Origin of the sequence: Denitromonas iodatirespirans, from assembly GCF_018524365.1 — a bacterium.
Classification (GTDB): domain Bacteria; phylum Pseudomonadota; class Gammaproteobacteria; order Burkholderiales; family Rhodocyclaceae; genus Nitrogeniibacter; species Nitrogeniibacter iodatirespirans.
On the sequence record NZ_JAEKFT010000015.1, the window covers coordinates 19,946 to 42,429 of the forward strand.

Consider the following 22,484-nt stretch of genomic DNA (forward strand, 5'->3'; position numbering starts at 1 on the left):
CGCACGTTAGCACCGATGGCGGCTTCTGGCCATGTGGTTGACCGCAATCAACGCGGGGGGACGGGGGGCGGGCAAGAATGGCCGAAGCCCGAATCTGGAGTCGTCCCGATGTTCCGTCTGTCGCAATACATGCATGAACTTGAGCACCCCACCCCGGTGGGGCCGCGCCGCGATCTGCCCGGCCCGGTGGTGATCTGGAACCTGATCCGGCGCTGCAACCTGACCTGCAAGCACTGCTACTCGATTTCGGCCGACACCCACTTCCCGGGCGAGCTGGGCACCGACGAGGTGTTCGGCGTGATGGACGATCTCAAGGGTTTCCGCGTGCCGGTGCTGATCCTGTCGGGCGGCGAGCCGCTGCTGCGGCCCGACATCTTCGACATCTCGCGCCGCGCCAAGGCGATGGGCTTTTACACCGCGCTGTCGTCGAACGGCACGCTGATCACGCCGGAGAACATCGACCGCATCGCCGAGATCGACTACGACTACGTGGGCGTCAGCCTCGACGGCATCCGCGACACGCATGACGAGTTCCGCCGCATGAAGGGCGCTTTCGAGGCCTCGCTCGATGGCATCCGCCTGTGCCGTGACCGCGGCCTCAAGGTCGGCGTGCGCTTCACCATGACCCAGGACAACGCCGCCGACCTGCCCGCGCTGCTGCGACTGGTGGCTGACGAGGGCATCGACCGCTTCTACTTCTCGCATCTCAACTACGCCGGCCGCGGCAACAAGAATCGCAAGGACGACGCCCAGCACCAGCTCACCCGCTGGGCCATGGACCTGCTGTTCGAGACCTGTCTGGACGACCTGAAAACCGGCCGAGTGCGCGAATTCACCACCGGCAACAACGATGCCGACGGCGTCTACTTCTACCAGTGGGTGGCGCGCCGCTTCCCCGACCAGGCCGAGCACATCCGCGCCAAGCTGGTGCAATGGGGCGGCAACGCCAGTGGCGTCAACGTGGCCAACATCGACAACCTCGGCAATGTGCATCCGGACACCATGTGGTGGCATCACACCCTCGGCAACGTGCGCCAGCGCCCGTTTTCCGAGATCTGGGCCGACACCTCCGACCCCTTGATGGCCGGCCTCAAGGCGCGGCCGCGGCAGGTCAAGGGGCGCTGCGGCGCCTGTGTGCATGTCGACATCTGCGGCGGCAACACCCGTGTGCGTGCGCAGCAGCTCACCGGCGATGCCTGGGAAGAAGACCCCGCCTGCTATCTGGACGACGCCGAGATCGGCCTGATGCCGGACGATGCCGCCCGGCCGCGCCTGACCGTCACCCCCTTCGAGCGCCGTCGCGCCTGAGCCCCGTCATGCCCACACTGATTCACGTCATCGTCCTGCTCGCCATCACGCTGGTGGCCAGCCATGCCTCGGCCGCGCCGGCCGACGCCACCCCCTTGTTCGCCCAGCACTGCGCCAGCTGCCACGGCGCCGACCGCCTCGGCGCGATGGGCCCGGCGTTGCTGCCCGACAATCTCTCCCGCCTGCGCAAGAAGGCGGCGCGCGACATCGTGGTCAATGGTCGAGCCGCCACCCAGATGCCGGCCTTCGGCGCCACGCTCGACGACGCGCAGATCGACGCACTGGTGGCCTGGATCTACCAGCCCACGGCCACCCCGCCGCAGTGGGACGCCGCCCACATCGCCGCTTCGCGCATCGTGCATGCCGACGTGGCCACGCTGCCGGCCAAGCCGAGCTTCGATGCCGACCCGATGAACCTGTTCATCGTGGTCGAGGCGGGCGACCATCATGTGTCCATCCTCGACGGCGACAAACTCGAGCGCATCCACCGCTTCCCCTCGCGCTTCGCGCTGCATGGCGGGCCAAAGTTCAGCCCCGAGGGGCGCTTCGTGTATTTCGCCTCGCGAGATGGCTGGGTCACCAAGTACGACATCTGGAACCTGACCCCGGTGGCCGAGGTGCGCGCCGGCATCAACACCCGCAATCTGGCAGTCTCGTCCGACGGCAAGGTGGTGGCGGTGGCCAACTACCTGCCGCATTCGCTGGTGCTGCTCGACAGCGACCTGAACCTGATCAAGGTGATGGACGTGACCGACAAGGAGGGCAAGACCTCGTCGCGCGTGTCGGCCGTGTATGACGCCGCGCCGCGCAAGAGCTTCGTGGCGGCGCTCAAGGACGTGCCCGAGGTGTGGGAGATCAGCTACGACCCGGCGGTCGAGGACATCCCGGTCGGCCTGATCCACGACTTCAAGTACAAGGAAGGCGCCTTCCTGCGCGGCTACCTCAATCCGCGCCGCACCCCGCTGGACGACGTGCTCGACGATTTCTTCTTTACCCAGGACTATTCCGAGCTGATCGGCGCCACCCGGGCGGACAAGAAGGGCCAGGTGGTCAATCTCGACGTGCGCAAGAAGATCGCCGATCTCGACATCGGCGGCATGCCGCACCTGGGCTCGGGCATCACCTGGGAATGGCGCGGCCGCACGGTGATGGCCTCGCCCAATCTCGAGGACGGCAAGATCACCGTGATCGATATGAAGGACTGGTCGGTGGTCAAGGAGATCAAGACCCTCGGCCCGGGCTTCTTCATGCGCAGCCACGAGCAAAGCAAGTACGCCTGGACCGACTCGATGATGAGCCCGACCGCGCGCGACACCCTTCAGGTGATCGACAAGGACACGCTGGAGGTGGTGGCCAAGCTGCGGCCCGAGCCCGGCAAGACACTCGCCCACATCGAATTCACCCAAGACGGCCGCTACGCCATCGCCAGCCTGTGGGAGGACGACGGTGCGCTCATTGTGTATGACGCCGTCACGCTCGAGGAGGTCAAGCGGCTGCCGGCCCGTCGCCCGGTGGGCAAGTACAATCTGCACAACAAAATCACGCGTTCCTCCGGAACGAGCCACTGATCATGAACTTTTATAATCGATTGTTGTTAAAGGGGATTTTTGGTCGGCAAAGCCGGCTAGGCTAAGCCTTCCAGGGCATGACAATGCCGTGCGTGATCTGATTCACGCACGCTTGTGCAGGGCTCGGGTATTGTTCCGTCCATATCGGATCGATTCCACCCGTCGCGCGGCGCGGGTGCAGCTCGATCGGCGAGGACAGACCATGCTCAAAGTATTCAGCCACTATTTTCCCGCGACCACGCTCTACCAGATCATCTTCGATGTCGTTGTGCTCTTCGCGGGGGTGGTGGTTGCGATCGTGCTGCAGCCCAACGTCGGTCTCGAGCACTGGCGCTTGATCGTGCCGTCGGCGTTGTTCTTCGCCATTGCCATGATCGTGCTCAACACGATCACCGGCTTCTACCGCCCGGTGGCCGGGCGACAGCTCCGTGACGTGATCGCCCGGGTGCTGGTCGGTGTCGTCGTCAGTATCCCGGTAGCCTACGGCGTGTTTCTCGTGCTGCCCTGGGGGGAGTTCGCTTCCGAGGCCGTCGAAGTGTCGATGATCCTCTTGATGGGGTTGATCTTGATGATGCGCGGATTGGCGAATCGTGGGCGTTTTGGGGCATTGATGTCGCGCCGGGTGTTGGTGCTGGGTACCGGCATCGAGGCGGAATCGGTGGAGCGCGTGCTGCGCGACCCGGCCTCGCGCGGATTGCAACTCGTCGGCTTTCTGCCCACCAGCGACGAAGATGCGCCCGCCGTGGCGTCCGATCAGATCGTGCGAAATCGCGGGGCGGTGGTGGATGTGGTCGATGAGCTCGGGGTGAACGAGGTCATCGTGGCGGTGCGCGAGCGCCGCGGCGGCGTGCTGCCGCTGCGCGAACTGCTCGACTGCAAGATGCGCGGCGTCAAGGTGTATGACTTGTCCACCTTCTACGAGCGTGTGCGGGGTCAGGTGCGTATCGACACCTTGAAGGCCAGCTGGCTGATTTTCGGTGACGGTTTCCGCCAGGGCTTCTGGCGCAGCCTGGTCAAGCGCTGCTTCGACCTCGGTGCCTCGCTGGTGCTGCTGTTGCTGGCCTTGCCGGTGATGCTGCTGACGGCGCTGGCGATTCTGATCGAGGACGGCGGGCCGGTGTTCTACCGCCAGCTGCGCGTCGGCCAGAACGGCCGCCAGTTCAAGGTGATCAAGTTCCGCAGCATGAGGACCGACGCCGAGAAGGACGGCCGGCCGCGCTGGGCCCAGTCCAACGATGACCGCGTCACCCGCATCGGGCGCATCATCCGCAAGCTGCGCATCGACGAGCTGCCGCAACTGTTCAACGTGTTCATGGGGGAGATGAGTCTGGTCGGCCCCCGCCCCGAACGCCCCTTCTTCGTCGACCAGCTCACCGGTGAGATCCCGTTCTACGCGGTGCGCCACTGTGTCAAACCCGGCGTCACTGGTTGGGCCCAGGTGCGCTACCAGTACGGGGCGTCGGTCGATGATGCGGTGCAGAAGCTTCAGTACGATCTGTACTACGTCAAGAACCACACCCTGCTGCTCGACATTCTCGTTCTCGCCGAAACCGTTCGCGTGGTGCTCACCGGCGAGGGCGCGCAATAAGGCGGCCTGCCTGTGCTTCCGGCCGGCTCGCTGGCCAAGGTGACTCATGATGGTTGAGCAGACGAGTGCGGCGGTCTGGGGTTATGCCCTGGCCGCCGTGGCATTCGGGCTTTTCGGGGTGTATCTCGCCGCCGCCTGGCGTGGCCGGGGAGCCGGCGGGCGCTTGCTGCTGGCGGTCGGGTCGAGCGCCGCCTGGTGCGTGGCCAGCGCGGCGATGATCTCCGGCCTGGCCTATGCCAGCGTCGCGGCGATCCTGCTATCGGTCGTGCGCGATGCCGCATGGCTGGCCTTCGTGGTCGGGCTGATCGGACAAATCGACGGCAGCCACCGCCGCTGGCCGGCACGCGTGGCCGTGGTGGTGGTGGTCCTGCGCCTGGCGACCGCGGTGATGGCGGTGCTCAACCTGCCCTGGCCGGTCGATCCTCAGCGGGCGCTCATCTTCCTGCATCTGGTCGCCGCCGTGTATGCGCTGGTGCTGGTCGAGCAGCTCTACCGCCTGCTGCCGGCCGAATCGCGCTGGGGGCTCAAGCCGTTCTGCCTGGCCATGGCAGCCTCGGCGGTGTTCGATCTCTACCTGTATGCCGACGCCTTCCTGTTCGGCGCCATCGACCGCGACATCTGGAGCATCCGCGGGCTGGCCCATGCGCTGGTGCTGCCGCTGATCGCCATTTCCGCCTCGCGGGTGCCGGGCTGGGCGATCCGTCTGTCGGTGTCGCGGGAAATGGTGTTCCACTCCACCGCGCTGGCGGCCTCCGGCCTGTATCTGCTGCTGGTGGCGGCGGCCGGCTACTACGTGCGCTACTTCGGCGGCGACTGGGGCCGGGCGCTGCAGGTCACGCTGTTCTTCGCCGCCTTGCTGCTGCTGGGCGTCGTGGCGGTGTCCGGTACGCAGCGCGCGCGCTTGCGGGTGTGGCTCAACAAGCACCTGTTCCCGTACCGCTATGACTACCGCAACGAGTGGCTGAAATTCACCCGAGCGCTGTCCGCCAGCGGCGACCACCAGGATCTCGGCCAGACCACCATCCGGGCGCTGGCCGATCTGGTCGAGAGTGCCGGCGGCGGCTTGTGGCTCGATGACGGGCAGGGCCGCTTCGTCATGCGCGCCCGCCTCAACATGCCGGAGTCGTCGGCCGAAGAGTCGGCCGACGATCCCTTGTGCCGCTTTCTGGCGGCCGAAGGCTGGGTGTTCAACCTCGAAGAGTACCGGATGAGGCCCAAGACCTACGGTAACCTGACCCCGCCGCGCTGGTTGTCGGAGATGGAAGACGGCTGGCTGGTGGTGCCGCTGACGGCGGATGAAGCGCTGATCGGTTTTGTGGTGCTGCTGGCGCCGCGCACGCCGGTGGATATCAACTGGGAGGTGCTCGATCTGCTCAAGAGCGCCCAGCGCCAGGCTGCCAGCTATCTGGCGCGCATGCAGGCGGCCGAAGCGCTGATCGAGGCGCGCAAGTTCGACGCCTTCAACCGCATGTCGGCCTTCGTGGTGCACGATCTGAAAAACCTGGTGGCCCAGCTGTCGCTGATGCTCAAGAATGCCGAGCGCCACAAGGACAACCCGGAGTTCCAGGCCGACATGCTGGAGACCGTGGCGCATGTCGAAAAAAAGATGCGCGACCTGATGCAGCAGCTGCAGAAAAAGACCACCATCGAGCGCGACCGGCCGATGGATCTGGGGCTGATGTTGCTGCGCATCGGCAAGCAGCGGGCACACCTGAAGCCGCCCGTGACGGTGACGCTCGACACCTCGCCGGTGCTGGTGAGCGCCAACGCGGAGCGGCTCGAGCGCGTGGTGGGCCATATCGTGCAAAATGCCCTCGACGCAACAGGGGAGAATGGTATGGTGACGGCATGCCTTCGCCGGCTTGACGCGGGCCGCGCACAGATCGAGATCGCGGATACCGGCTGTGGCATGTCGCCCCAATTCGTGCGCGATCAGCTGTTTCGTCCGTTCCAGACGACCAAGGCCAGTGGCATGGGCATCGGGGTGTTCGAGGCGAGGCAATACCTGCGCGAACTGGGGGGCGACATCCGGGTGGACAGCACGCCGGGGGAGGGGACCGTCATGCAGCTCACGCTGCCGGTGTTGCCGCCGACCGCCGATGACGTCGCTGCCATCGCCCAATCTGACGCGGAACCATGACTGAGAAACAACGAACCCTGATGGTGGTCGAGGACGATCCCGCGCTGCAAAAGCAGATGCGCTGGGCCTTCGGCGATTACGAAACCGTGCTGGCCAGCGACCGGGAAAGCGCCATTGCCCAATTGCGCCGGCACGAGCCGCCGGTCGTGACCATGGACCTTGGGCTGCCACCCGATCCCGATGGCGTCCGCGAAGGCTTCCAGCTCCTGCAGGACATGCTGTCGCTGGCGCCGGACACCAAGGTCATCGTGCTGACCGGCCAGCATGACCGCGAGAACGCGGTGCGCGCCGTCGGCATGGGCGCCTACGATTTTTTCGCCAAGCCCTTCGAGCCCGAATTCCTCACCCTGACCATCGATCGCGCCTTCCGCCTGTACGACCTGCAGCGCGAAAACCTGCGCTTGCAGGAAGAGCGCGGCTCGGCCCTGAACGGCATGCTGACCCGCGATCCGGGCATGCTCAAGGTGTGCCGCACGGTCGAAAAGGTAGCCTCGGCCAACAACGTGACGGTGGCTCTGCTCGGCGAAAGCGGCACCGGCAAGGAAGTGATTGCCCGCGGTCTGCACCAGCTGTCCTCGCGCAGCAAGCAGCGTTTCGTGGCGATCAACTGTGCGGCCATCCCCGAGGCCTTGCTCGAGGCCGAACTGTTCGGCCACGAAAAAGGCGCCTTCACCGGTGCGGTCAAGCAGACCCTGGGCAAGATCGAGACGGCCGACAAGGGCACCTTGTTCCTCGACGAGATCGGCGATCTGCCCATGCCGCTGCAGGCCAAGCTGTTGCGCTTCCTGCAAGAGCGCGTGATCGAGCGCATCGGCGGGCGCGCCGAGATCCCGGTGGATGTCCGGGTGGTGTGCGCCACGCACCAGGACCTCAAACGCTTGATCGAAGAAGGGCGCTTCCGCGAGGATCTCTACTATCGGCTGGCGGAGATCGTGATCGAGATTCCGCCGCTGCGCGAACGCCCCGGCGATGCCAGCCTGCTGGCCCATGCCTTCGTCCAGCGCTTTGCCGAAGAGAACGGGCGCGGCAGTCTGCGCCTGACCGATGACGCCGTCTCCGCGATCGAAGCCCACCGGTGGCCGGGCAACGTCCGCGAGCTGGAGAACTGCGTGAAGCGGGCGGTCATCATGGCCGACGGAAACCGTGTCACCTCCGACGACCTCGGGCTGGCACCGGTCGACGAATCGCTGGAATTGCTCAACCTGCGCCAGGTGCGTGAAGCGGCCGAGCGCTCGGCCGTCACCAAGGTGTTGTCGCGGGTGAATGGAAATATTGCCCGTGCAGCGGAAGTGCTCGGCGTCAGCCGGCCGACGCTGTACGACCTGATGAATCGCTACGGAATCAAGAAGGAGGCCTGACTGTGCCTTTCCGCGCCAATACTTCACGCCGTTTCCGGCCCAGCCGCCTGATCACCGTCCTGCTCAGCGTCGCCCTGCTCGCCGGTTGCGGCGGCAGTCCCGAGGACATGGTGGCCTCGGCTCGCGACTACCTCCAAAAGGATGACGCCAACGCCGCGGTGATCCAGCTCAAGAACGCCTTGCAGGAGAAGCCCGATCTGCCCGAGGCGCGCTACCTGCTCGGCAAGATCAACTTCGAGCGGGGCGATCTGGCCGGTGCCGTCAAGGAGCTGCAGTTCGCCCTGCGCCTCGGCTACGACGAAGCGCTGGTGACCCCCATGCTGGCGCGCGCATTGGTGCGTCAGGGGCAGCGCGAAGAGGTGATCCGCACCTATACCGGCACGGCGCTGAAAGATCCGAAGGCGCTGTCCGATCTGCTGACCGTGCTCGGTGACGCGCGCATCAGCAGCAACCGCGACGAAGCGGCCCGCGACTATCGCGAGGCGCTCAAGGCGAACCCCGACAACGCACTGGCCAAGGTCGGGCTGGCCCGGGTGCTGGCGCTCGACAGCAAATTCGCGGAGGCGCTCAAGGCGCTCGACGAGATCGTGGCGCAAACCCCGGACGTGCCCGAGGCACATGCCACCCGGGCCGAGGTGTTGTTCGCCTCCGGGCGTCTGGAAGACGGGCTGGCGGCGCTCAAGCAGGCCATTGCGCTGCATCCCAAAAACCCCAGCCTGCACTTCGCCCTGGTCAGCACCTTGCTGCAGGCGCGACGGGTGGACGAGGGCAAGACCAGCCTGGCCGAGATGAAGAACGCCATCGGCGGCTCGCCGGTGGTGACCTATCTGCAGGCCTATGTCGACTTCCTCGAGGATCGCCTCGAGCCGTCGCGCGACGGTCTGCAGGAAGTGCTGAAGGTGGCACCGGATTACATGCCCGCGCGGCTGCTGGCCGGCAGCGTGTTCTTCCGGCTGAACGACCAGCTCCAGGCCCAGGTGAATCTCAACAAGGTGCTCGAAGCCGCGCCCGGCAACCCGGTCGCCCGGCGCCTGCTGGTGATGTCCTACATGGCGCAGCGCGATGCGGCACGCGCCATCGAGGCGCTGCGGCCCTTGCTCGAAACCTACCCCGACGTGCCGGAGGTGCTGACGCTGGCGGGGCAGGCCTATTTGCTGGCCGGCGACTTCGAACAGTCCTCGGCCTTCTTCGCCAAACAGGTGGCGCGTCATCCCGAGGATGCCCGGGCGCGCACCCGGCTCGGCATCAGCCGCCTGGCGGCCGGCAATGTGGACGCCGGTCTGGCCGATCTGGGCGAGGCCAGCGCGCTGGATTCCGATGCCGGTTATGCCGACTTCGCCCGCGTCACCGCCTTGCTGCGCGAAGGCAAGTTCGACGAGGCGCTGGAGGCCCAGGCGACGTTGCAGAAGAAGCTGCCCGACAATGCGCTGACCCACAATCTGCGCGGCGGTATCATGCTCGGCAAGGGCGATCTGGACGGTGCCCGCAAGGCCTTCGAAGACGCCCTCAAGACTGACCCTGGCTTCCTGCCGGCGGCGACCAACCTGGCGCGGCTCGACTTCCGCGCCGGCAAGGCGGATGCCGCGCGGGCGATCTACCAGCGCATCCTCGAGAAAACACCGAAGCGCGCCGACGTCCTGTTGGCCCTGGCCGAACTGGAGATGGCCGCGGGCGGCAGTTTCGAGACCATCAGCGGGCTGCTGCGCGGCGCGGTCAACAACGCGCCGGAATTGCTGGCGCCCAAATTGCTGCTGACCGACTACCTGCTGCGCACCCAGCATCGCGCCGACGCGCTGGCCATGGCGCGCGAGGCGCAGACGGCGGCGCCCGGTCATCCCACGGTGCTCAAGCTGCTCGGCCATGCGCAAATGGCCAACGGGGATGTCCAGCAGGCGCTGACCGCCTTCCAGAAGCGGGTCGACCTCGAGGGGACCAACGCCGAGGCCTTGCTGGATCTGGCGCGTGCGCAACACCTGAACGGCAACAGCAAGGGCGCCGAAGCCAACCTGCGCAAGTCGCTCGCTCAGCGCCAGGATTTGTTCGAAGCGCAGCGCCTGCTGATCTCGATCCTCATCGCCGACAAGCGCTTTGACGAATCGGTGACGCTGGCCCGAGGCATCCAGAAACAGCTACCGGCCTCCGGCCTGGGCTTCGTCTTTGAGGGTGACGTGTATGTGGCCAAGGACGACTGGAAGGCCGCGCTGCCGCTCTTCGAGAAAGCCCACAAGCTCACCCCGAACGCGCTGACGGTGGTCAAGCTCCATGCCGGCCTGGCCCGTAACCAGCGCGCCAAGGAGGCCGACAAGCTGGCCGACGCGTGGCTGAAGGCGAATCCGAAAGACCTCACCATGCTCAGCTATACCGCCGAGTATCTGCTCGCCCAGCAGCGCCTGGACGAGGCCTACACGCTGTACCTGCAGATCAACGAGCTCACGCCGGACAATGCGCTGGTGCTCAACAACCTGGCCTGGATCGCGAGCGAGAAAAAAGACCCGAAAGCCAAGGACTTCGGCCTGCGGGCCCTGGAACTGGCGCCCGAAAATCCGGCCATTCTGGACACCGTCGGCATGATCGAAGTGGCGGGCGGCGGCGTCGAAGCCGGCGTCAAGAAGCTCGAAAAGGCCCATCAGTTGGCGCCCAAGTCGGCGATGGTGTCGCTGAACCTGGCCAAGGCCTATGTCAAGGCCGGTCGGGCCGGCGAGGCGCGCGAACTGCTGAACGCGCTGACTGGCGAGTACCCGGTCGGCCACCGCATCTACGAAGAAGCCAACGCGCTGCGCAAAACGCTTTGAACCATAATTTCACCCTTCATCGTTAAGGAATTTGCACCCGTGACCACCGTTGCAGTGATTGGCCTGGGCTATGTCGGTTTGCCGCTGGCCGTTGAATTCGGCAAGAAATTCAAAACCCTGGGCGTCGATCTTTCCGCCCAGAAAGTGGCCGCCTACCGCGAGTATCGCGATCCGACCGGCGAAGTGGCCAGCGACGACCTGCGCGCTGCCACGCAGCTGAGCTGTCACACCGACCCGTCGGTCGTGGCCGAGGCGGATTTCGTCGTGGTGGCCGTGCCCACGCCGGTCGACGCCGCGCGCCAGCCCGATCTGTCGCCGCTCGAGAAGTCCTCGGCCGCGGTCGGCAAGTACCTCAAGAAAGGTGCCATCGTGGTGTACGAGAGCACCGTCTACCCCGGCGCGACCGAAGAAGTCTGCATCCCCATCCTGGAGGCGAACTCCGGCCTCAAGTGGAAGCAGGATTTCTTCGTCGGCTACTCGCCGGAACGCATCAACCCGGGCGACAAGGAACGCACCGTCACCAAGATCGTCAAGGTCGTCTCCGGTGATACGCCGGCCACGCTCGAGAAGGTCAAGGACATGTACGGCGCGGTGATCACCGCTGGCGTCTATCCGGCCGCGACCATCAAGGTGGCCGAGGCGGCCAAGGTCATCGAGAACACCCAGCGCGACCTCAACATCGCGCTGATCAACGAGCTGGCGGTGATCTTCCATGAGGTCGGCATCGACACGCTCGACGTGCTCGAAGCGGCCGGCACCAAGTGGAACTTCCTGCCCTTCCGGCCGGGCCTGGTGGGCGGCCACTGCATCGGCGTCGATCCCTACTACCTGACCCACAAGGCCGAAATGCTGGGCCTGCACCCCCAGGTGATCCAGGCCGGGCGGCGCATCAACGACGGCATGGGCAAGTATGTGGCCGAGCAGACGGTCAAGCAGCTGATCCAGGCCGGGCACTCGATCAAGGGGTGCAAGGTAATCGTGCTGGGGCTGACCTTCAAGGAAAATTGCCCCGACCTGCGCAACAGCAAGGTCATCGACGTGATCCGCGAACTGCAGAGCTTCGGTTGCGAAGTGGTGGTGCACGACCCCGTGGCGGAGTCCGCCGAGGCCATGCACGAATACGGCGTCACCCTGGTGGACTGGGCGGATCTGCCGCCGGCGCAAGCCATCGTGGCCACGGTGTCGCACCGCGCCTATGCCGAGATGACTGTACCGGAGCTGACCCGCGCGCTCGACGACAATGGCGTTTTCATCGACGTGAAATCGTCCTTCGACCGCAAGGCGCTGGCCGATGCCGGCGTTCGCCTCTGGCGTTTGTAAGAGGGATGTCATGAAGCCCTTGCGTAGCCGCCTCGCCGTGTCGCTTGCCTTGCTGGCGAGCGCGGCCGGGGCGGTCGGCGCCGCGGGGTCGGCGCTGTCGCCCGAACAGGCGGCGGCCATGCGCCAGCATGCCGAGTATCTTCATGCGGCCGGTGTGGCCTTCGAGCATGGCGAAGGCGTGCCGCGCGAGCCCTTGCGGGCGGCGGCTTGCTATTGCGAGTCGGCCCGCCAGGGTAATGCGGACGGCATGTACGGGCTGGGCTGGATGTACGCCAACGGCCGCGGCGTGCCGCGCGACGATGCCTATGCCGGCACCTTGTTCGCCATGGCGGCCATGCTCTCGCACCCGCAGGCCGAGCGCATGCAGCGCTTCACCGGCCCCTACACCGGCGCGGTCCCCGACTGCCTGCTGGCCCCTGCATGGGAGCAGGACGATTCGTTGATCGACCGTCTGATGGCCGGCCTGCCGGCCGATCGCCACCCGATCATCGAACAGGTGGCACGCACGGCACCGGAGTTCGGGGTCGATGCCCGCTTCGCCCTGGCCATCGCCTCGACCGAATCGGCCTTCAATCCGCAGGCCCTGTCGCCGCGCAATGCCATGGGCGTGATGCAGCTGATCCCCGAAACCGCCGCCCGCTTCAAGGTGCGCGACGCGCTCGATCCGGCGCAGAACATCCGCGGCGGCCTGGCCTACCTGCGCTGGCTGCTGGCCTATTTCCGTGGCGATGTCCGGCTGGTGGCGGCTGCCTACAACGCCGGCGAAGGCGCCGTCGAGCGCTATCAGGGCGTGCCGCCGTATCCCGAAACCCGGGCCTACGTGAGCCGCATTCAGCATTTTTTCAGCGAACAACGCCACCCCTACGACGCAAGTGTGGTTGAATCGTCAGCAGTCATGGCCCCGTTTTTCGTGGCCGACCGCTAACGGAGCTTGCGCATGCATCGATGGTTTCGCCTTGCCGCCGGCCTGCTGATCGTCATCGCCATGGCGTCGGCACGGGCCGATCTGCCCGCCACCGTGGCGCGCATCAAGCCGTCGATCGTCGCGGTGGGCACCTACGAGCCGACCCGCAGCCCGGCCTTTCGCTTTCTCGGCACCGGCTTCGTCGTCGGCGACGGTCTGACCATCGCCACCAACGCCCATGTGCTGCCGGCCAGCCTGGACGCCAGTCTGCGCGAGTCCCTGGCCGTGGCCATCCCGCTGGGGGACAAGGTCAACGTGCGCTCGGCCGAGAAGCTGCGCTCGGACCCCGCCCATGACCTGGCCACCCTGCGCATTGTCGGCCCGGCCCTGCCGGCGCTCAACCTGTCGGATGTCGAGGTGCTGGAAGGCCAGTCGGTGGCCTTCACCGGCTTTCCGATCGGCAGTGCGCTGGGACTCAAGCCGGCCACACATCGCGGCATCGTTGCGGCAATTACCCCGATCAGTATCCCCCGGGGCAATGCGCGCGAACTCAACGCACGGCAGATCCGCAGCCTCGGCAGCGATCCGTTCTCGGTCTACCAGCTCGACGCCACGGCCTATCCGGGCAACAGCGGCAGCCCGCTGTTCGACCCTGAGTCCGGCGTGGTGATCGGCGTGCTCAACATGGTCTTCGTCAAGGAGACCAAGGAAAACGTGCTGAGCAAACCCTCGGGTATCAGCTACGCGATTCCGGCGCGCTACCTCAACCAGCTGCTGCCCTGAGGCCCCGGCGCCGGTCGCGCGCCGACGCCGGCAAGGCGCCGGCCATTCCCCCGCAGAACGCCACCCATGTCCGACACCGAACACTTCTACGAGCCGCGCCTGGGCCACGGCCTGCCGCATGACCCCTTCAACGCCATCGTCGGTCCGCGGCCGATCGGCTGGATCGCGTCGCGCAGCGTCGAGGGCGTGCTCAACCTGGCGCCCTACAGCTTCTTCAACGCCTTCAACTACACCCCGCCGATCATCGGTTTCGCCTCCACCAGCTACAAGGACACGGTGCGCAATATCGAAGAGACCGGCGAATTCGCCTGGAACCTCGCCACCCGCGACCTGGCCGAGGCGATGAACCAGACCTGCGCCGCGGTGCCGCCCGAGGTGGATGAATTCGCGCTGGCCGGCCTCACGCCGGTCGCCTCGCGCCTGATCGGCGTGCCGCGCGTGGCCGAAAGCCCGGTGTCCTTCGAATGCCGCCTCAGCCAGATCCTGCAACTGCAAAGTGCTGCCGGCGAGACGGTGCCGACCTGGCTGGTGCTGGGCGAAGTGGTGGTCGTGCATATCGACCGCGCGCTGCTCAAGGATGGCATCTACGACACCGCCAACGCCGGCCACATCCTGCGCGGCGGCGGGCCGGCGGACTATTTCACGGTCGGCCCGGCGCAGCTGTTCCGCATGAAGCGGCCGGGCTGATGTGGTCGCCCGCACGGGCGATGCATGTCGCACTGGCAAGTTGTGCGGCGCTGATCTAGGAGTAGAAGCAGGCACCCCGACATGCGGGTGCCGGCCTGACCGAGTCCATGACCATCGACCCTCGCGGCCCCTGGCCGTGCTCTCGAAGGCGGCGACGGGCGTCCTGCCCGCCGCCGGGTGACATGAGGAGAGCGAGATGAAACGTTGGCAATGGGGCCTCGGCGCGCTATGCCTGGGCCTGTTGTTCGGGGGTGGGGCGGCGACGGCCGCGGTGCCGCGGGTGGACCTGGGCCTGGCGCAAAGCCTGTCGATGTGTGACGGCAAGGCCACCTACACATACGTGATCACCTGGAAGGCGCGCGGCTCGGGCGGCCGGTACCAGATCAATACCGGCAACCAGTGCCGGCTGGCGGGCCAGGTGTGCGGCATCAGCAGCAAGACCTGCTACGCCCAGTGCGGTGCCAGCGGCGATTGTCGCGCCGAGGTGGCGGGCTGTCTGATCGGCCGCGGCTCGCCGTGGATCCAGGCCTACGGGATGGACGGCTCGGGCTATCAGCGCATCTCCGCGCCGGCCCCGGGGCGCTGTCTGTGAGGGCTGCGCCGGGGGCGCGGCGTTGCCCCCGGCGGTCAGCCCTACTGGCCGGCTTGGTTCCCTTGCTGGGCGAACAGGCCGGCGACATCCGCCACGCTGAGCGTGGCGACGGTGTCGCCGTTCGCATCGAGCACATCGAAGAGCACGCCGTTGGCGCTGCCGCGGGTGCTGTAGAGCACCAACGCGCCGTCGGGGCCGCCGCCTTCGCTGTGCGGCTCGGCGTCGGCGGCGGTGCGGGTGTGCCGGCCCACCGGGCGGGTGTCGGTCAGCGTGCCGTCGGGGGCATAGAGGCGGTGTTCGCCCGCGAGCACCAGGGTGTGGGTTTCCGAGCGGTGGCGGTGCAGGAAGATCGGCGCGTCCGAGTCGTAGCGGATGAGGAAGTCGGTGATCTGGCGCGCTTCGTCGACGGCCAGCACGTTGTAGTGGAAGTGCGGAAAGTCGCCGAGGCGGTGCCAGGCGAAGGCGGCGTCCAGGGGGCTGAGCGTGGTCATGACGGTCTCCGGTCACGGGTGGTCGGTGAGGGGTGTCCAGGCGGGGTCGGCATAGACGCTGCCGTCCTCGCGGCGCCAGGCGTAGTGCACGCCATGGGCGAGAAAGTCGCGCGCGTCGCGGTCGCCGGCTGATGCGGCGGCCTTGAACAGGCGCAGGGCGGCCTCGCGATCCGGCGCGGTGCCGACACCGAAATACAGCGCGGTGGCGTACTGGACGCGGGCGCCCTGGCTGTAGCCCGGGGTGTGGCTGGCTTCGGCCTGGCGCAGGTAGTCGGTCATGCGCTCGGGCCGACGCGGCACGCCGAGGCCGCTTTCGAAGAACTGCGCCAGCCGCACCAGGCCGCCGGCATGCCTTTCGCGGACGCAGGCGGCGAGGATCACCAGCGCCGACTCGTAGTCGCCGCATTTTTCCAGCTCGAACAATGCCGACGAGAAATGGCCGGTGCCGAATTGGCAGCTGGCCTTGAGGGTGTAGACGTCGGTGTCCGGCGCGCCGGCGGCGGTTTCCGGCCCCCGGCACAGGTGGTTGGGGCGCGGCAGGTGCGGCGCACGGTCGGCAACCTGGCCCATCCAGCGCTCGGCCGCGGCGCGCTGGCGCGCCTGGGGGGCGGGGAGGTGCCAGTCCAGGCGGGTGCCGCCGGTGGTTTCGTCCCAATCCACGCTGACCTCGACCGTGCCGGCCTCGGGCAGCTGGAGACGGCCTTCGAAGCGGTCGAGGTCGAGTTGTGCGTGCTCGCGCAGGCCGTCGCTATCGAGCTGGTCGAGCAGGGCACGCCATGCGCGTTCGGGGGCGACGGCGATCGGCACGGTGTCGGCGGCGGCGGGGGCGGCCAGCAGGGCGGTCAAGAGCAGGGCAGGGAGACGTGTCATCGGTGGACCTCCGGGGTGGGTGGGACGGTTTCGGGGACGTACACCATCGAACCGTCGGGCAGGCGGTAGGCGATGCCGGCGCGCACGCCCTGGCCGATGCCGGCGGTGCCGTCGGCGCGGTAGCGTTCGATGCGCTCGCCGTCCTTGACCACCAGTTCCATGTCGGCGGTGCCGGGGTTGCGGATCAGCGTCAGCGCCTCGGCGCCGTAAGGCGACAGCGGGCTGTTGGCGATGGCCAGCAGCAGGGCGGCGATGAGCACCAGGAACACGTCGATCAGATTGACTACCGACAGGATCGGGTCTTCGTCATGCGCGTCGTCGCGCAGCGGGGGGCGCATCAGGCCATCTCCGCGCGCTGTGCGGCAATGGCGTCAAGATCGCGCACATACCAGCGCCGCCGCCAGGTGAGCACGGTGTAGGTGATCGAGGCGGCGATCAGCGCCAGGATGACCGCCGAGAAGGCCACCGCCAGCGCCTGCGAGACATCGGCCAGCTGCCCGTCGCCGAGCGCGCGCAGCGCTGGCCCCATCGGAATCATGGTGGCGACCAGGCCGAGCATGGGGGCGATGCGGGTGGCGAGGCGGGCCAGCTCCAGGCGCTCGTGGGCGATGCGTTCGAGCGTGGCGGGGTCGAGTTCGGGGCGGGCCCGGGCCAGCGCCAGCAACTCGAAACCCGCGGCGTGGCTGCCGCGGCGTTGGCGGGCTTGCCAGGCCAGGGCGCCGAGCGCCGCGAAGGCGTAGGCGAACAGTGCGGCGATGGCGATCAGCACCGGCGCCAGGAACAACTGGCCCAGGCTGTACATGGCGGTATCGAGGGCGGCGACCATGTCAGCAGGCCCCCTGCCGTTCGCCGCGGGCGCGGGCAGCGGCACCCGCGGCGAGCAGCGCCGTCAGAACGGCGATCAGGCCGAGGGCCGGCGTGGGGGCGGGTGCAGAGGCCGGGGTGACGGGCGCCAGCCGTGGCCCGACGCTGTCGCGGGCGGCGCGCTGGGCGGCGACGGATCGGCCGCGCTGGTCGCGGTCGGCGGTGTGGGTGCCGCTGTCGAGAAAGGCCTGGGCGTCGGCGTCGCCCTCGGCGGCCGCCTCGCGAAACCAGCGCTCGGCCGCGGCCTCGTCGCGTTCGACACCGCGCCCCAGGTACAGGGCCGTGGCGTAGTGCAGCTTGCCGAGCGTGGCGTACTCGCGGTCGTCGCTGTGCGCGGCGCGGCGCATCAGATCGGTGGCCGCGGCGCTGTCCTGCGCGATGCCGGTGCCGTCTTCGAGCAGCAGCGCTTTCCAGATCATGGCGCCGACATAGCCGGCGGCGATGCAGCGGTCGAAGATGGCGTGGGCGGTGGCGTGATCGCCGCATTTCTCGGCCCAGTAGCCGTAGGCGCACATGGTCGAGCTGGGCGCCTGGCGGGCCCAGTGGGCGATCGACAGATCACTCTGGGCGGCGTCCGGCGCGCCGCCGCAGTGGGTGGGCGGGATTAGCGCCAGGGCCGGCGTGGCGGCACCGAAGGCGAGGGCTGCGATGAGCGTGTACAGCGGGCGAAAGCGGCGGGGCATAGGGCGCTCCGTGGGGATGACGGCGCCCATCGTGACCGGCGCCGCGATGCGCCGGAAGGGGGGAAAGCCGGTGCGGGCAGATTGCCCGGCCATGCTCGGGTGCATCGCCCACCGGCGGTGGTCAGTCGCGGCCGGGGAGGTCTTTCAGCTACCGTCGAGGCCGTGCCGGGCGGCGATGCGCGCCAGCTCGATGTCGTTGCGGGCGCCGAGCTTGCGCTTGATCTGGTAGTGGCTGTTCTGCACCGTTTTTGCGCTGATGTGCAGCCGCACGCCGATGTCGGCATGGCTGGCGCCATCGAGCAGCTGGCGCAGGATCTCGAACTCACGCGGCGACAGCGTGTGCAGCGGGTCGTCGGCCTGGTCGAGCAGGGCCATGGCCAGTTCGGGGGCGATGTCGGGGCTCAGCGCGCGCTCGCCCGCCGCCACGCGATACACCGCCTGCACCAGCACCGCCGGTTCGCTGCTCTTGGTGATATAGCCGAGCGCACCGGCCTTGAGCGCCTGGGCGGCGAACAGCGCTTCGCGATGCATGCTGAAGGCCAGGATGCGGGCGCTCGGCGCGCGCTGGCGCAGCCGGCCGATCAGCTCCACTCCGCCCATGTCCGGCAATGCCAAGTCGAGCACGATCACGTCGGGGGGGTGCGTGCGCAAGGCGGCCAGGGCCTCGGCGGCGCTGGCCGCTTCGGCGACGATGCTCAGATCGCCGCGCCGCTCCAGCAGGCGGCGGTAGCCCTCGCGCACCACGGCATGGTCATCGACCAGCAACAGTCGGAGGCTCATCGGCACTCTCCCCGCAGATCATGGCCGCCGCCGGAAAACGGGCGACCAGCCGCATGCCCCGCGCCGGGCGGGGCGTCAGCGAAAATTCACCGCCGAGCGCCTCGACCCGCTCGGTCATGCCGAGCACGCCGAGCCCGCTGCCGGCGGTGTCGTGCGCCGTGCCGGTGCCGTCGTCCTCGAGCGTGAGCACGATGCCTTGCCCACCGCCGACGATGCTCAGGTGGACATGCGCGGGCGCGCCGTGGCGCAGGGCGTTGGCCAGGCCCTCCTGAGCGATGCGGTAGAGGCTGACGGTGAGCGCATCGGGCAGCGTGTCGAGATCGTCGGCCATCGTCAGTCGGATGTCGCAGCCCGGTTGGTGGCGGAGGGCGGTGTCGACCAGCTGGGCCAGACTGGCGCGCAAGCCGAAGGCCTCGAGCCCGGCCGGTCGCAGCTGGTGCAGGATGCGCTGCAGGTTGTCCATCATCCCGGCCGCCGTGCGGGCGATGGCGTCGATGGCCGCCCGGCGGGCCGGTGCCGGCGCATCGGCGGCACAGGCGGCCTCGGCGCGAATCGACGCCAGCGACTGGCCGAACTCGTCATGCAGCTCGCGTGCCAGCCGGCGGCGCTCCTGTTCGCGCACCGACAGCAGGCGCCGGGCCAGCTGGCGCTGGCGGCGGTCGGTGTGCTGCAGGCGGTCGGCCAGGTGGTCGAAACCTTCGGCGATGCGGCGCAGTTCGACCAGCGCCGGGCGCGGCATGCGTGCCGCCAGATCGCCGCTTTCGAGCTGTCGCAGGGTGTCGAGGATGCGTTCGGTCGGGCGCAGGGCGCGGCGCACCGGCAGGTAGATCAACAGGTTGAGCAGCAGCACGCCGGCGGCGATGGCCAGCACCAGGCGCATCTGCTGCCACACTGCGGCGGCTTCGGCGTCCAGGTCGGGGGTGACCACCACGTCGCCGACGGTGATGCCGGGGTACTGGCGGATGCGGCCGCTGTAGCGCGCGCTCGCGCCGAGGCGCCAGCCCAGCAGCGCGCGCACCGGGGCGGGGGCCGCGGCGGTGGTGTCGGAGAAACAGCGCCGGCGCGATTGCCCGGTATGGAAGGTGTTGACCTCGATGCACAGCTTGAGCAGCTGGCCGAGTTCGTCGGTGAGGGCGAGCTGCAAGGCGTCGAGGCTGCGGTCGAAGCCGTCGCGCGGGGTGTCGAGCTCGCGGCCGATCAGCTGCTCGACGGTCGGGCCGCTGTGGACCACATGCTGGCCGATGCGCTGCGCCGCCTGTTCGACAACGGCCGCCGCGGCCAGCGCGCCGATCAGGCCGGCGAACAGGGTGACCCGCAGGATCAGGTGGCGCTTGAGGTCGAAGCCCGGCGTGGGCGGAGCGTCGGCAGACGTCATGGGGTCGGTCTTGCGAGGCGGGGCCGCCAGTGTACTGCGCGTCGGGGGTGGCGGGCAGGGGCCGCGGCCACGGCGGGCAATTTGCCCGGCGCCTCAGCGCGTCGCGTAGTGGCGGATCATCTTCAGCGACCGCCCGTAGCCATGGCGGATCTGCGCTTCGTCGTAGCGGTGTTCGGTGCCGACCGGGCAGGCGAGCCGTGCCAGGCAGGTGGTGGCGCAGGGGGAGTCGGGCTGGCTGCGGTAGGCGATGCAGCGCGCCAGCGAGAAATCGCGGTCGGTCAGGGCATCGGCTGGGCAGGCGCTGACGCAGGGGGTGTCGGCGCAGCGTGTGCAGGGGGACTCGGTGTCGAGCGGCGCGGTGAGGGGCAGTGCGGTGTCGGTGACCAGCACCACACGGTAGGCGAACCAGCTGCCCCAGCCGGGCTGGATGCCGACGCGAAACGGGCTGGCGTGGTGCCAGCCGGCGAGCTGGCCGAGGCGTTGGAGGCCCACCGGGCTGTCGCCGGGGTAGAGCAGGCGGGCGCGGTAGCCGGGGCAGTGCTCGGCAAACCATTGGCATACCGCCTGCCGGCTGAAGTCGTCGATCGGGTCTGAGCCGCCGGTGCCGGCCGCGGTGATCGCCCGCCACAGGGTGGGGCCGGCGTTGCCGATGAGGATCAGCTGGCGTTCCCCGGGCGCGGGGGCGATGGTGGCGCGCAGGTCGTCGGGCAACGCGGCCAGGTCGAACACCGCCTGCAGGTTGAGGCCGAGGCGGTCGAGGGCGTCGAAGCGCTCGCCGTTCATGCGTTCGCCTCCAGCTGGGCCAGTGCCTGTTCGATGGCCGCCTCGTCGCTGGGACGCACCAGCCGGGCCACTTCGCGGCCGTGCTTGAGGAACACCAGCGTCGGCCACAGGCGTACGCCGAAGCTGCGCCCGAGCCGGCGCCCGGGGCCGTCTTCGACGCGGATGTGCTGCACCTGCGGATGACGCGCCAGCGCGGCCAGCACGCGTGGGCTGGCGGCACGGCAGTAGCCGCACCAGTCGGTGCCGAAGTCGAGCACGGTGGGCGTGTCGAGCGCGTCGACCTCGCTGCGGGTCAGGGGGATGTCGCGATAGGCGGTGGCGGGGGCCATGGGTCGAGAAATCGGTCGAAGGGAGGAGCGTCAAAGCATAAACCAGCGGCCTTCGATGCGCGATTCAGCAAGCAATGCCTGATTGTCGGCATGGTGATGACATCGTAATTTCTGCCATAATGCCCGGCGTGCGGACGCTATCACCTTCGGATGAGTGGCGCCGAGCTGAATAATCCAGGTTTTCCGTCACACGGCGCGAGAAGGAATCCGGCTCTCATGGTGCATTCCGACGAACAGGCTCAGGCAGGGGGCGCCCATATGGCGGCGCGGGAAGACGATATCGCCTTCCGGATCATCGATTTGCTGCTGGCGCATGGCCTGAGCACGGCGCCCTTGCACTACGCCGTGGCCCATGCCCATCTGGACGGGAGCCATCCGGCGATCTCGGCGGCGATTGACGCGCAGCGGACGCAGGGCAAGCCGTTCGATGCCTGCTTCATGGCCGAGCTCTACGAAGAGCACCTGGCCGCCGAGGCGATCCGCCATGCGTGTGGTGTAGGCTCCGATGTGGCCCGCCTGCTCGACGGCCTGCTCGACCAATTGCAGCAGGCCGATGCCGGCTCCAGCAACTTCAAGGCCTCGCTGGACGAAAACATCGGCCGGCTCGATCCGGCCGGCAGTTCGCAACACCTCAAGACCGTGGCACAGCGCCTGCTCGAAGCGGCGCTCAAGGCCAGCGAGAGCAACGACGTGCTCAAGCAGAATCTCGAAGTGGCCGACCAGGAGGCGCGCCAGCTGCGCAGCGAGCTGGCACGCCACCGCCGCGAAACCCTCACCGATCCGCTCACCGGGCTGCTCAACCGGCGCGGCATGGAATTGGAGATGGCGCGCGTCTTTGCCGATGAAGCGGACGGCCAGAGCGCGATGCTGGTGCTCGACATCGACCACTTCAAGCATGTCAACGACACCTACGGCCATGCGGTGGGCGATGTGGTGATCCGCAAGGTGGCGCAGGCGGTCAGGCAGTTGATCCCCGAGGGCGCGGTGCCGGTGCGCTATGGCGGCGAAGAGTTCGCCGTGCTGCTGCCGCCGTGCTCGCCCGAGCAGGCCTGCGGGGTGGCCGAAAAGATCCGTCGCAGCATCGAAAAGCTGCGCCTGGTGCGCCGGCATGACAAGCTGGCCATCGCCCAGTTTACCCTCTCGGTGGGCGTGGCGATGCGCGCGCTCGGCGACGATCTGGAGGGGCTCTTCCAGCGTGCCGACCAGGCGCTCTACCGGGCCAAGTCCGGCGGGCGCAATCAGGTGATGCTGGCGGCCTGAGCCCCTGGT

At 68.0% G+C, this 22,484-nt stretch carries 21 protein-coding genes; 12 read left to right on the plus strand and 9 right to left on the minus strand.

Features of this window, described 5'->3' with window-relative positions:
- Positions 1-108 precede the first annotated feature (108 nt).
- The 11 genes from nirJ (at position 109) to I8J34_RS13870 (ending at position 15,040) form a co-directional block, all read left to right on the plus strand.
- Positions 109-1,308, plus strand: coding sequence for a heme d1 biosynthesis radical SAM protein NirJ (nirJ, locus tag I8J34_RS13820; RefSeq protein ID WP_214362199.1), 1,200 nt, complete (start codon positions 109-111; stop codon positions 1,306-1,308).
- A gap of 8 nt (positions 1,309-1,316) precedes the next feature.
- The gene (locus tag I8J34_RS13825; protein ID WP_214362200.1) at positions 1,317-2,876 is read left to right on the plus strand and encodes a nitrite reductase; all 1,560 of its coding nucleotides are present in this window, start codon (positions 1,317-1,319) and stop codon (positions 2,874-2,876) included.
- A gap of 202 nt (positions 2,877-3,078) precedes the next feature.
- A complete protein-coding gene (locus I8J34_RS13830) occupies positions 3,079-4,464 on the plus strand; it encodes a TIGR03013 family XrtA/PEP-CTERM system glycosyltransferase (protein WP_214362201.1) in 1,386 nt (461 codons plus the stop codon).
- 49 nt (positions 4,465-4,513) lie between these two features.
- Positions 4,514-6,604: an XrtA/PEP-CTERM system histidine kinase PrsK gene (prsK, locus tag I8J34_RS13835; protein ID WP_214362202.1), complete on the plus strand. Its 2,091-nt coding sequence runs from the start codon at positions 4,514-4,516 to the stop codon at positions 6,602-6,604.
- Positions 6,601-7,962, plus strand: a complete 1,362-nt coding sequence (gene prsR / locus I8J34_RS13840; RefSeq protein ID WP_214362203.1) for a PEP-CTERM-box response regulator transcription factor — start codon at positions 6,601-6,603, stop codon at positions 7,960-7,962. Before prsK ends, prsR begins: the two co-directional genes overlap by 4 nt.
- Positions 7,963-7,964: 2 nt before the next feature.
- Positions 7,965-10,754: an XrtA/PEP-CTERM system TPR-repeat protein PrsT gene (gene prsT, locus I8J34_RS13845; protein WP_214362204.1), complete on the plus strand. Its 2,790-nt coding sequence runs from the start codon at positions 7,965-7,967 to the stop codon at positions 10,752-10,754.
- A gap of 39 nt (positions 10,755-10,793) precedes the next feature.
- Positions 10,794-12,074, plus strand: coding sequence for a nucleotide sugar dehydrogenase (locus tag I8J34_RS13850; RefSeq protein ID WP_214362205.1), 1,281 nt, complete (start codon positions 10,794-10,796; stop codon positions 12,072-12,074).
- Positions 12,075-12,084: 10 nt separating this feature from the next.
- Positions 12,085-12,999, plus strand: a complete 915-nt coding sequence (locus I8J34_RS13855; protein WP_214362206.1) for a lytic transglycosylase domain-containing protein — start codon at positions 12,085-12,087, stop codon at positions 12,997-12,999.
- Positions 13,000-13,011: 12 nt separating this feature from the next.
- A complete protein-coding gene (locus I8J34_RS13860; protein ID WP_214362207.1) occupies positions 13,012-13,761 on the plus strand; it encodes a S1 family peptidase in 750 nt (249 codons plus the stop codon).
- A 66-nt stretch (positions 13,762-13,827) separates the two neighbouring features.
- Positions 13,828-14,448: a flavin reductase family protein gene (locus I8J34_RS13865; RefSeq protein ID WP_214362208.1), complete on the plus strand. Its 621-nt coding sequence runs from the start codon at positions 13,828-13,830 to the stop codon at positions 14,446-14,448.
- A 196-nt stretch (positions 14,449-14,644) separates the two neighbouring features.
- The gene (locus I8J34_RS13870) at positions 14,645-15,040 is read left to right on the plus strand and encodes a hypothetical protein (RefSeq protein WP_214362209.1); all 396 of its coding nucleotides are present in this window, start codon (positions 14,645-14,647) and stop codon (positions 15,038-15,040) included.
- Positions 15,041-15,081: 41 nt separating this feature from the next.
- Here I8J34_RS13870 and I8J34_RS13875 read toward each other — a convergent pair whose 3' ends face one another.
- From I8J34_RS13875 to I8J34_RS13915, 9 genes are all read right to left on the minus strand, one after another.
- Entirely contained in the window at positions 15,082-15,531 is a 450-nt protein-coding gene (locus I8J34_RS13875; protein ID WP_214362210.1) for a regulator, read from the minus strand.
- A 12-nt stretch (positions 15,532-15,543) separates the two neighbouring features.
- The gene (locus I8J34_RS13880; RefSeq protein WP_214362211.1) at positions 15,544-16,401 is read right to left on the minus strand and encodes an SEL1-like repeat protein; all 858 of its coding nucleotides are present in this window, start codon (positions 16,399-16,401) and stop codon (positions 15,544-15,546) included.
- Positions 16,398-16,739: a DUF2149 domain-containing protein gene (locus tag I8J34_RS13885; RefSeq protein ID WP_214362212.1), complete on the minus strand. Its 342-nt coding sequence runs from the start codon at positions 16,737-16,739 to the stop codon at positions 16,398-16,400. Before I8J34_RS13885 ends, I8J34_RS13880 begins: the two co-directional genes overlap by 4 nt.
- Positions 16,739-17,227, minus strand: coding sequence for a MotA/TolQ/ExbB proton channel family protein (locus I8J34_RS13890; protein ID WP_214362213.1), 489 nt, complete (start codon positions 17,225-17,227; stop codon positions 16,739-16,741). The genes I8J34_RS13885 and I8J34_RS13890 overlap by 1 nt, the downstream gene beginning before the upstream one ends.
- 1 nt (position 17,228) lies before the next feature.
- Positions 17,229-17,948: an SEL1-like repeat protein gene (locus tag I8J34_RS13895; RefSeq protein ID WP_214362214.1), complete on the minus strand. Its 720-nt coding sequence runs from the start codon at positions 17,946-17,948 to the stop codon at positions 17,229-17,231.
- A gap of 144 nt (positions 17,949-18,092) precedes the next feature.
- Positions 18,093-18,728 carry a response regulator gene (locus tag I8J34_RS13900; RefSeq protein ID WP_214362215.1) on the minus strand — a complete coding sequence of 212 codons (636 nt, stop codon included), beginning with the start codon at positions 18,726-18,728 and terminating at the stop codon, positions 18,093-18,095.
- Entirely contained in the window at positions 18,700-20,103 is a 1,404-nt protein-coding gene (locus I8J34_RS13905; protein ID WP_214362216.1) for a HAMP domain-containing sensor histidine kinase, read from the minus strand. Before I8J34_RS13905 ends, I8J34_RS13900 begins: the two co-directional genes overlap by 29 nt.
- 93 nt (positions 20,104-20,196) lie before the next feature.
- Positions 20,197-20,886, minus strand: a complete 690-nt coding sequence (locus tag I8J34_RS13910; RefSeq protein ID WP_214362217.1) for a hypothetical protein — start codon at positions 20,884-20,886, stop codon at positions 20,197-20,199.
- Entirely contained in the window at positions 20,883-21,215 is a 333-nt protein-coding gene (locus I8J34_RS13915; RefSeq protein WP_214362218.1) for a thioredoxin family protein, read from the minus strand. The genes I8J34_RS13910 and I8J34_RS13915 overlap by 4 nt, the downstream gene beginning before the upstream one ends.
- 216 nt (positions 21,216-21,431) lie before the next feature.
- On the opposite strand from I8J34_RS13915, the gene I8J34_RS13920 reads away from it, so the two are divergent.
- Positions 21,432-22,475, plus strand: coding sequence for a GGDEF domain-containing protein (locus tag I8J34_RS13920; protein ID WP_214362219.1), 1,044 nt, complete (start codon positions 21,432-21,434; stop codon positions 22,473-22,475).
- Positions 22,476-22,484: the final 9 nt, after the last annotated feature.